This window comes from Algoriphagus pacificus, from assembly GCF_017254845.1.
Classification (GTDB): domain Bacteria; phylum Bacteroidota; class Bacteroidia; order Cytophagales; family Cyclobacteriaceae; genus Algoriphagus; species Algoriphagus pacificus.
In genome coordinates, this window is record NZ_JAFKCU010000001.1 from 443,663 (window position 1) to 454,949 (window position 11,287).

The following is an 11,287-nucleotide window of genomic DNA, read 5'->3' on the forward strand; positions in this document are numbered from 1 at the left end:
ATTCTGCGTTTTAAATGACTTGGATTCAACTTGACTAAAGTAAAAAAATGTTAATTCAAAAAGAATCTACTTCTATTCAAATAGAAATAATTCAATTAATTTTTGCAATAAAATAATGCTTAGAAAACATAAAGGAAAAATTCAAAAGCCAAGTAGAATGATTCTAATTGGCTTTTGAATTTTTATTAAAATCTTAATCCAGCGGTTAGGAAAAAGCCTTTCGTATTACCCAAATCAATATTGGATACATCCTCCTGGATATTGGTCACCGACCATTGATAAGATGCATCGATATAGAATATGGCTATGTCCAAGCCAGCTCCTGCAAATACACCCCATTGAGGTGAAGTAAGTTCATCTTTATCAAGGAATTCACTGCTTGTGCCAGTCACAATGAAAGTGGATCCACCTCCAAAAATCCTAAGACCAAATGCTGAATCAGCATTTCCCAATACATCCAAACCCACCGCAACTGGAATTCTAAATCCATGATAGGCAGCATCTGTTACTGGACCAGAATCGACTGTGGAATACTCAAAAGATGAATTTTGATAAAAAACTCCCGGCTCAAAATAAAATTTCTCACCAAAAGCTACACTGGCACCTAACTGCCAACCTGCTTGGCCTTTGGCATCAGCACCTTCACCTGTCACATTGGTAAAATTTAAACCAACACCAGGTTTAATTTGAGTTTGAGCTACAGAAAAAGAACAGCCCAACGCAAATGCAGCAACAACTAATAGAATTTTTTTCATTGTAAAAGAAGATTTAGTATGCCGCTAAATTCAGCATCCAAAAGGAATCTCTGAATTAAGTTCAAGTATCTTTTATAACAGAGGCTGTTTTTTTTATTAATCTTGTTATTTTTAATTGTAATTTTTGAGCATGAAACCTATATTTTTAACTATAAGCATGTTTTTGAGCTTTTTGCTAAGCTTAAAAGCACAGGATACGGTTTTTGTAGCCAAACATACATTTCCTTCTCCGGTAAGGAATGTATTTAACGTGGGGGAAGAAGTCTATGTGAAGACTGGAGAAAACCTCTATCTTCTGGAAGGTGAGGAGTGGGAATCTCAAAAAATACAGTTTAAAAAAGCCTATGTTTTTTATAAAGACGGCTTTTACGAATCAGATTTTATCCCTAATACAGAGCTTTTTGAGGCCAGAGGAATGAAAGATCTAATTCCCCAAAGAGGATTGTTCATCACTACTTCAGCCACCAAGGGATCGAGATTTTTTATTGCTACAGGAAGTAATTTATATGAATACGAAGTATTCGATTATTATTCTAAAAGCTATTTCAATACCTCCATTAGAGATATTTATATCAACGACAGTATCAAGGTCATTTCAACATACTCGGGGATTTTTGTCAATGATAGCATCAAATTAAAAAATCCAGGCTATTCTAATGGACCATTGACTGTAATTAATGATACCTACTTTTTGAATAGCGATGATTTATTTCAGTTTATTCCTCCTGATTCAACAATTTTAATAGAAAATGCCACTAATACTTTTGCAGGGAATATCAGAAAAACAGTAGCATGGAAAGGGAATTTGTACTCTCAAAATACACAATCCATCAATTTACTTGGAGATGATTATGAGCTCAATCCAATCCATAAAGAATATGAATACTTGGATCTTGAGCCAATTCCTGAAGGCTTGATTTTTTCCACTTCGGGCGGTAAGTTCTTATTGTTTGATGGAAGCGAAGTTATTGAATTAGTCGACTTAGGGAATCGAATAAGAGATATCTACCCTACTGAAAATTCCATCTATTTAGCAGCTGATGATGGAGTCTATAGTATCGAAAATCTAAAGCCAGAATCATTGAAAAAAATTTCAGATACTAGATTGAACGTCCATGTAGAAAAAGACAATTTTGGAAACACTTGGATTTCAACCGAAAACGGGCTCTTCATCCTCAGTAAAGAATATCCTGAACCTTTACCTCTTATTCCTGGTGTAGAATTCAATCGAGATGCATTTTTCTATTACCATGACTCAGTTTATGTGGGTGCTGTAGATGGGCTCTATATTTTGAATTCAGTTGAAGTGGCCAAAAGTTTTATCCCAGCAGCTATCAATAAAGTAATTCCTCGCAAGAGATTGGGGCTTATTCAAATAGTAGTCGGAATAATTGTGACCAGTCTTTTGGTATTGGTTGGATTTCTTTATTTCAGAAAAAGTAAAAACCCGACAAGTCAGACTGATGAATCCAAACCAAATAAAATTGATCTCCTGAAGCTAGAAAGTACAATTGTGAGCAATAAAATTAACTCAGTCGAAGGGCTTGCAAATTACCTTGAAACAAATACCGTTCAGCTCAATAGAAATTTCAGGGAGTTTAATATTACACCTGGAAAGTTCCTGAAAAGAGTAAAATTGAATTATGCTAAAAAACTACTGGAAGAAGGGAATTCAATTGAGGAAGTAGCAAACAGAGTTGGTTACTCTACAAGGTTCTTGAAAAACGAATTAGAAAATGATAATTAATCCTATTACAGGAATCTGTAAAAGATGAGTCTTTAGAAGCTTTTTGAAGTCCTTATCCTCTTTGAAAATATTATCTGACTCTATAATCAAAAAGCTAATCCAAAAAAAAGCCTGCCCTTGAATATCAAGAGCAGGCTTTTTCTATTTCTATAATTCTTATCCCTTACAGGACATCGACTTTCTTCTGTCTTCCTGAGTAGGTGAACTGGGATTTGCCTACCCTCAGTTCGGTCCTTCTGTTCAGCTGGTGCATCGCTGGGGTACAGGTCACCTCGTTGCAGTCATGAACAGGTTTTGTCTCCCCGAACCAGGTCTCTTCCATTCTGTTGTCCTCGATTCCCCTCTTGGTCAGATAAGCCTTCACCGCATCCGCTCTGCGCTCAGAAAGTTCCTTGTTGTACTCATCGTCGCCACGCTGGTCGGTGTGGCCCTCGATGTACAGCATCAGGTTCGGCATACGCTTCAGCATGATCGCCGTACGCTCCAGCTCCTTCTTGTGCACGCTTCTCAGCATGCTCTTGTCAAAGTCGAAGTAGATCGTCGGGATCTGCGCGATCTCGTCCTGGATCTGGGTGAACAGGTCCTCCGGATCACAGAAGTCCTTGTCCTTCAGCTCCTCCGGTATCTCATACTGCTTGCTCGGATCCGAGAATGCCTCCAGTACCAGTTCCGATCTTCTGTTCAGCTGGTGCTCGCTCTCCGGACACGGTACCCCGTTGCCGCAGTCGTTGATCAGGTTCTGCTCCCCGAACCATTCCAGTCTGATCCTTTCGGCCGGGATGTTGTACTGCGCCATGTATTCGGTCACTGCCTTGGCCCGGTTGTTTGACAGCGTGATGTTGTACTCGTCACTCGCTCTGGAATCCGTGTGGCTTCCCACCAGCAGGTCCAGGAACTTGTAGCGGTTCATCAGCTCGCCCAACTTGTCCAGTACCGGCTTCGCATCTTCCCGGATCATGTATTTGTCCAGGTCGTAGTACACGATGTCCACGTAGACCGGTAGCTGGTAAGGGATCGGGACCAGTTTGTATTCACGCTTCAACGTATCTCCCGTAAAGCCTTTGGTCGTGATGTCCTCGTCGGTGATGCTGAAGTAACCCGGCTTGCTGATCTTGATCCCGAAGTCGCTGTCAGGTTCCAGTTCTGCCGTCAGCTCTCCTTTGCCGTTTCTTTGGGTCTGTACGTTCCCGTTCTGGGTCTTGTCCCTCAGGGTCGCCAGGTAGCTGTCGCTGATCACCACGCCTTCGCAGTCGATCACACGTGCCAGAAACTGTTTGTAAACCTCTTCCACACTGTAGATATCATCCAGTCCCATTCCTCCCTTTCGGTTCGAGGAAAGGTACACTTCTGTCTTTCCGTCTTCTTTGTCCACTTCTCTGTAGGCAAAGTCATCGGCCAGCGAGTTCACAGGCGCGCCCATGTTCTTCACATTGCTGATCCCTGTGGCGCTGTAGTCCGCCTGGTAGATGTCCATCCCTCCCATCGTCGGGTGGCTTCCGCCTTTCGAGCTGAAGTAGAACTTGTCTTCTTTCCTGAACGCATGGGATTCATCACCCGGGGTATTCACCGAGGCTCCCAGGTTCACCGGTGTGCCGAAGCTCATGTTGTCGTCATATTCCGAATAATACAGGTCGTAGCCTCCCATGCCGCCGGGCATGTCAGAAGTGAAATACAGTCTTTTTGCTTCTTCATCGACAAAAGGGTTCATCACCGCATAGCCGATCGAGTCGTTGAACGGTACCGGGGTAAAGCCTTCCAGCCCGCCTTCCGCGTTCACCTTGCTGTAATAGATCTCCGGCTGTACCGTGATGTTCCGGTTCTTCTTCACCTTGGTGATCCCGCGGGTCACCGAGTAGAACAGCACGCCGGCTTCCTTCGCGTAGCTAGGATCCGAAAAATTGTAGGTGTTCGGTACATTCGATACCACTTCGCTCACGTTCCCGTCCTTGTCCTGGCGGTACACCGTGAAGTATTCCCTGCCCGTATAGTCCTGCTTCTCCTCACTGAAGATCCTGTTCCTGCCGTCGATCCGGATTCCCGGCATCTCGTCCACAAAGCTTCCGCCCCTGTCCGATACAAAATACTTGTTCCCGTTTCCGTCTACGGTCAGGTCAAAGTCCGACTCACTCGAGTTCAGTCCTTCCACTCCTGCCACTTTCAGCTTCCGGGGGCTCTGCATCTTCAGCAGCTCGGCCACCTGGATGCTGTCCGGGCCGACCCCTTTCGATTCCAGCAGGCTCTGGGCCTCCGACAGGTTGTCTGTCAGCTGCGCATAGCGCAACAGCTGGGCAAAGTCCTCCGGTGTAGACTCCTCGTAGCCTACAGTCGTCTTCCACCAGTCATACGCGTTGTCGTAGTCTCTGAGTACATCATAGGCTTCGGCCGTCTTCTTGGCCGTCTCGTAGTTCGGCTTCTTCGCATACGCCTCCTGGTACACCGCAACGGCTGTCTTGTAGTTGTGGTCAACTGCCATCAGCGAGTCTGCATAGCGTACCTTGCTCTTCTGGGCCTCTGTCGTCCCTAGTGATCCAAAGAGAAGGCCTGAGGTTATTATCAGTAGTGTTAGTGTCTTTTTCATAATCAGAACCATCTTTGGTTTTTCATCACTGCTTTTCTCGGGGTCATGTAGAAGCCTACCGACAGCTCGTGGGAGTTGTTCTTGTAGTCACTCAATACGTTCAGGTTATGGTCATACGCATAGCCCAGACGCAAACGGTCCGTGGCAAAGATCTCGATGATCGCAGCCACCGCGTTCCGGTTGTTCAGGTTCTCGGCTAGGTTGTCGTTCCAGATCTTCATGTTCGAACGGTAACTGCCACCCAGCCAGATCCTGTCATAGAACAGGAACATCGCGTTCAGGTCGTAGTTCGTCGGTGCTCCCTTCACCTCCTTGATCAGGAAGCTCGGCTTGAACTGTACCTGGTCGGACAATGGGATCATCACACCTGCGGTCAGGTAGTAGTGGAAATCATGGTAGGCCAACGCCACATCCTCCTGCTCCAGGCTCTTCTTGCCAACCATGTTGTACATACTGAAGCCCGCATAGAAACGGTCGGTATGGAAGAAAAGTCCCGTGTTCAGGTTCGGACTGAACAGGTTGATACGCCCGTCAGGAATCTCACTGTCCGGATAGTCGTTCGGATCCAGCATGCTCCCGTCTATCGAGTACTGGCTGAAACCCGCACTCACTCCCAGACCCAGCCAGCTCTTGGCTCCCGTCTGGATGCGGTACGCATACGTCAACAGTCCCCCAGTCGTACGCGCCGGTCCCAGGTTGTCGCTCAGGAAACTGATCCCGAAGCCCATCGTGCCCTCGTTGGCCGAAAGGTCCGCCGTCACCGTGAACGTCTCCGGAGCTCCCGGGAAATTAACCCACTGGCTCCGGTAAGTGCTCTGGATATACGGCTCCCCCTTGTATCCCGCATACCCCGGGTTGATGTGCAGCCCGTTGAATATGTACTGGCTGAACTGAGGAAGCTGCTGGCCCAAAACTTCTCCACCCGTAGTCATCACTACAAGCAAAGCAGCCATACCTAGAATTTTAAAAAGAGTTTTCATATCGCTTCTTGATTATTCTTTGATTACCTGAATCCATCCTTTGAACTCGTGTGTTCTTCCTGAACTATCTACCGCTGTCATCACGTAGAAGTAGGTTCCTGCCACTTGTCCTGGAGCGTTCCAGTCATTTTTATAATTCGTCTGTTCTAGAACATGGTCCCCGTATCTGTTGAAGATCGTGATCTCATTGCTCACAAACTTGCCAAGTCCCTGGATCTCGAAGGTGTCGTTGTCTCCGTCATTGTTTGGAGTGATCACGTTCGGAATATGGAATGGTAAGATCTCATTCACATCGTCATCCTGATTGTTTGACTCATCAGTGTCATCTTCATCAGATCCAACTATTACTGTATTTGTAATAGTACCAGCGGCTCCTGCTTTCACTCTTACTCTTATTGTGATAGAGGCTTCCGGTGCCAATGCTGGGATAGTCCAAGTAATGGCAGTTCCAGATACAGTAGCATTAACTGTTGCTCCTGAGGTATTTGCAGTGACAGTATTACTCAAGTATGTCACACCTGAAGGAAGATTATCAGTTACCACCACATTGGTAGCAGGAGTATCTCCATTCGTGATCACGATTTCGTATTCAAACTCGTCACCTTCAAAGATCTCAGCTTCGAATGAAGTCTTGGTTACTGAGAGATCAACTTGATCATTTTGCAACCTAAAGACAACGAATGCATCATCACTATTAGAAGGATTGACTACTTCACGAAGTGTATACTTCAATGTATATTCTCTTGCTTCATTAACTCCTGGGATCAAGCTCAACTCACCGTTTTCATCGATGATCAAACCTATAATTCCATCCAGTTCAGTGAATTCAAAGTCAACATCTGCATCGTCTGGTCTTACACCATTCAATCTATCATTGTCAAGGATATTACCTAGTCTACCACCGTAGCTTAGGAAGTAGGTTCCAAAGTCATCATCATTTGCAATGATTGGGTTATAGCTTACTCCGATTTCTACAAAGGCTGTTTCAGAAACACCTTCTCCGGAAATTTCACCGTCACCTGATGCAGTTGCAAAGTTGAAGAAGGATGTGTTAGCCTCAAGATCTTCTGAAGTCACAGTGTAAGTACCTGTTACGGTAACTGTTTCACCAACCGCTAGTAGATCAATGGTTTCATCCACGTTGATCATTCCATCGACAATATTGACATTCACCAAGTTTTCTTCTCCAGTGTTTGTAACAGTCAAAGTAAATGTTATCACCTGTCCTATTTCAGACACTGTTGTTACATCAGCTTCTTTTATCAAGGAAATTCCTGGTACTGGATCTGGCTCGTCTTCGATAGAGATCAATACTTCCACAGAATCCTGATCACTGACAATTACTTCGTTCGGAGCAGCACCTGTCACATTCGCAACGTTTACAACTGATTCGCCAACAACGTCTTCTTCAGTCACCGTGTAGGTGATTGTATATTCTTTCACCTGACCAGGAAGGAACAGATTAATTTGTTCTTCGAAGTTTAACATCGGATCGGAAACAACCACATTAAGCAATGGTGCATTACCAGTGTTGGTAACAGTCAAAGTATAAGTGATCTCTTCTCCTATTGCTGTGATTTCAGATTTATCAGCAGTCTTCACAATGTCAATTGCAGGATCATATTGAATATTAACCGTAGCCTGACTTTGTGCTTGAACCGGAGTTCCAGACAATGCGTCTACTGCATTCACAGTAGCCACGTTCAAGATTGGCTGACCACTCAAGATATCTTCCAATGTCACAGTGTAAGTAGTCGAGAATGACTTCATTTCACCTGGTGCCAAAGTTATATTTGGAAGGGAAAGTCCAGTCTTAGGATCGACTAAGTTACCGCTTGATAAGGTCACATTACCTGTATTGGTCACTTCCAAGGTGTAGTTCAGAACTATACCTTCTCTGCTCACAGACTCAAGATCTACTGTTTTATTCAAATCAATAGATGGTTCTCTAACAGCCTCAACAGTTGCATCGTCTTGGTCTGTCACAGTTACCTCTTTATTAGAAGTACCAGTTACAGAGGCAACGTTAAGAATTGAGCCACTATCCATGTTTTCTTGAGTCACTGTATAAGATGTCTCAATAGTTCTTACTTCTCCTGGAGCCATTGTTCCAAGGTTTTGAAGTAAGTCTGTCAATGGATCGCTTACAGTTACATTGTTCAAAATTACATTTCCAGTGTTTGTGACTGTCAGAGTATAGTTGATAACATCACCTGCCAAGTCAACAGAAGTTGGATTTGCTTCTTTCACAATGTCGATAGCAGGACTCAACGTCACACATTCCACAACTGAATCAGTATCCTCAGCAAGAACAGTTGATTGTTCTTCACCATCTTGAGGAAGATAAACCGTAGCAGAAGCAGTATTGGTTACACATTCACCTTCAATGACATCTTGAGTTATTTCAAGCTGAGCAGAGAAGTTAACAGAAGCACCTTGTGCCAATGTTGGAATGTTCCAAGTATTTCCTGTCAAATCATCCTTCACTTCAACATCGGAAAGATCTACAGTTCCGTTATTCGTCACATTGATGTTATAGGTAATAAATCCACCTAATTGATCATCATTTGAAACAACTGTTTTCGTTACCTGGATTGAAGGCTGAACCACTAGAACTGTTACTACAGCTGTATCACAGTTTGTCGGGTTAGGATTAGTACAGATTCTATACTCTAGAGTATAAATACCTGGGGCCAATCCAGTTGCAACACTTACTAATCCTGTATTAGTATCCAAGATCAATGCTCCAGGAGTACTTTCTGATACTAGAGTGATATCTACCAAAGTAGTATTCAATCCAGTTAGAGCACCTAGTTTATCATTGTCAAGTACATTTACTATATCAGTGAATCCAAACTGGCTATACACTGGGATGCTTGTCATATCATCATCCACAGCAATCGGTGGATTTGGATTTGGATTACAAGCTGCAGTTGCTCCTGGATATGCTATCTCAGAACTTACTTCAGGATTCAATTGGAACAACACATATGCTCCTGGCTCTCTTACCGCTGCAAAGTTGAAGTCTCCAGATTCCCATTGCTCATTTACAAATCTCCATCCTGGCCACTGGCTACCATATCCACCTGGTAAAGTATCCGCACCTGGGAACAACATGTACCCTTCCAATGGAATATTTTCAAATCTGATGATCTCCTGATCATTGCTATCATACCAGATCATAGTCAATGGTGCAGGGTTTCCTGGAGCCAAGTCTTGAAGGTTAAAGTTTGCTGGCTCTAGCAACCATCTTAGATATGGTGCATCCAGCTCACAATAAGATTCAATCTCATCGATAATAAGGACTGGCTCAACAACTGCAGTGATGATTGCCTCATCATAGTTTGCAGAGTTACCATTTTCAGTAATTCTATAAGTCAATTGGTAAGTACCTGCTGTAGCATTTGCTGCAATGGTAATTACTCCATTAGCATCTACAGTCAACACTCCTTCTGGATCTGGAATCACTGTAGTCAATGTGACATTTCCAGGATTTGCGGCTCCTCCCATATAGGAGTCGTTGTCGAAGGCATTGATAGTAGCTACTCCACCTGTTATAGTATAAGTACCTGCGTCATCGTCATTGGCAATGATTTCATTAAACAATGCTTCAGCAGTTGCCTGGTCAGGATCGGATACAACTTCATCTTCTCCAAAATATCCAGTGGCTGTTGCAATGTTTGTTACAGAACCATTAGTCAAATCCTCCTGAACTACTGTGTAGCTTGCAGTTAATGTAATTGATTCGTTTGGAGCCAATTCAGTTTCAGCTGCAGCTGGTATTCCAGGTACTTTATCATCACTTACTGTGAATGGACCATCAAGTGTCACATTACCAGTGTTTGTAACGATGTATTGATATTCAACCACGTTACCCACTAAACTATATGGATCTCCGCTTAGAATTGATTTAGCAATTGATAGTTCTGGTGTTTGAGTGAAACACTCAACTACAGAATCAACATCTCTTGCAATCACAATATATTCTGCAATTGGATTTTCAGATCCTGGCTCAGACTGTTCCTCAAGATATTCTCTTGCTTCAGCGAAAGCAGTGTTTTCATAGCATTCACCGTCAAGCAAATCTTGAGTGATTTCAACATTCACAGTGAATGTCTCAAATGCCATTGGCGCCAGTTCTGCTATAGTCCAGTTATCACCAGTGGTCTCATCTTCCACATAGATATCATACAAGGTCACATTACCTGTATTCTCAACCTTGATTTCGAAACTTAATTCTCCACCTAGCTCATCGTCATTAGAGATAAGAGTTTTGGTAAGGTCAAGGGATGGGTTCTGACACAAATCAACCTGTGTTTCATTATCAGTGTCAACTGAATCACCAGATAGATCATCTACAGTCATTCCATCACCATAGGTAGCAGTAACTTCTGCTTGATTGTTAATGAACCTTGTATCAGTATCTTCCTGAGTAATCACATATTCTGCAGTGTAAGTAGCAGTCTCTCCAGGCAACAAAGTACCCTCTGTATTACTTATGCTACTGCTTACAAACATTACTGCTCCCAATGTTCCTGTTCCAGTGAAGTGATAAGTTTCATCAACTATCACATTTTCCAAAGTCACGTTTCCAGTATTGGTTACCACAAATGTGTAGGTCACTACATCACCAGTGTCATAGCAATCATCTTCAGAATCAACAGATGCTGATTTCACTATTGCAATGCCTGGTTGTTGACAAAGATCTACTTGAGTTTCATTATCAGTGTCAACAGAATCACCAGATAGATCATCCACAGTTATTCCATCACCATGGGTAGCAGTAACTTCTGCTTGGTTGTTAATGAACCTTGTATCAGTATCTTCTTGAGTAATCACATATTCTGCAGTGTATGTAGCAGTCTCTCCAGGCAACAAAGTACCCTCTGTATTACTTATGCTACTGCTTACAAACATTACTGCTCCCAATGTTCCTGTTCCAGTGAAGTGATAAGTTTCATCAACCATCACATTTTCCAAGGTCACGTTTCCAGTATTGGTTACCACAAATGTGTAGGTCACTACATCACCTGTGTCATAGCAATCGTCTTCAGAATCAACAGATGCTGATTTCACGATAGCGATGCTAGGAGTCTGGATCGCATCCACCGTCTCGGTGTCTGTATTCGAGGTCACTCCGTTGCCACTTGCGCTTGCAACGTTGGTAACAAAGCCTGCATCCAAGTCAGCCTGGCTAATAACATAGCTGCCTGTCGCCGTCACACTC

At 43.4% G+C, this 11,287-nt stretch carries 5 protein-coding genes; 1 reads left to right on the forward strand and 4 read right to left on the reverse strand.

Annotation, left to right across the window (positions count from 1 at the left end):
- Nucleotides 1-185: 185 nt before the first annotated feature.
- Complete coding sequence (locus J0A69_RS01805; protein ID WP_206584802.1) at nt 186-755, reverse strand: outer membrane beta-barrel protein; 570 nt, start codon at nt 753-755, stop codon at nt 186-188.
- Nucleotides 756-885: 130 nt separating this feature from the next.
- Between J0A69_RS01805 and J0A69_RS01810 the strand changes: the two genes are divergently transcribed.
- Nucleotides 886-2,502 (forward strand): helix-turn-helix domain-containing protein, encoded by a 1,617-nt coding sequence (locus J0A69_RS01810; protein ID WP_206584803.1) that lies wholly within the window; start codon nt 886-888, stop codon nt 2,500-2,502.
- Nucleotides 2,503-2,665: 163 nt separating this feature from the next.
- Here J0A69_RS01810 and J0A69_RS01815 read toward each other — a convergent pair whose 3' ends face one another.
- From J0A69_RS01815 to J0A69_RS01825, 3 genes are all read right to left on the reverse strand, one after another.
- Complete coding sequence (locus J0A69_RS01815) at nt 2,666-5,080, reverse strand: OmpA family protein (RefSeq protein WP_236032584.1); 2,415 nt, start codon at nt 5,078-5,080, stop codon at nt 2,666-2,668.
- Between the two features lie 2 nt (nt 5,081-5,082).
- The gene (locus tag J0A69_RS01820; protein WP_206584800.1) at nt 5,083-6,060 is read right to left on the reverse strand and encodes a PorP/SprF family type IX secretion system membrane protein; all 978 of its coding nucleotides are present in this window, start codon (nt 6,058-6,060) and stop codon (nt 5,083-5,085) included.
- Between the two features lie 12 nt (nt 6,061-6,072).
- Nucleotides 6,073-11,287: DUF7507 domain-containing protein (locus tag J0A69_RS01825; protein WP_206584805.1), on the reverse strand; the 5,215-nt coding region annotated here is incomplete at its 5' end.

What these genes read in the sequence shown, in the direction of transcription:
- J0A69_RS01810 (WP_206584803.1), top strand. Translation starts at nt 886, where the DNA reads ATGAAACCTATATTTTTAACTATAAGCATGTTTTTGAGCTTTTTGCTA.
- J0A69_RS01805 (WP_206584802.1), bottom strand. Translation starts at nt 755, where the DNA reads ATGAAAAAAATTCTATTAGTTGTTGCTGCATTTGCGTTGGGCTGTTCT.
- J0A69_RS01820 (WP_206584800.1), bottom strand. Translation starts at nt 6,060, where the DNA reads ATGAAAACTCTTTTTAAAATTCTAGGTATGGCTGCTTTGCTTGTAGTG.
- J0A69_RS01815 (WP_236032584.1), bottom strand. Translation starts at nt 5,080, where the DNA reads ATGAAAAAGACACTAACACTACTGATAATAACCTCAGGCCTTCTCTTT.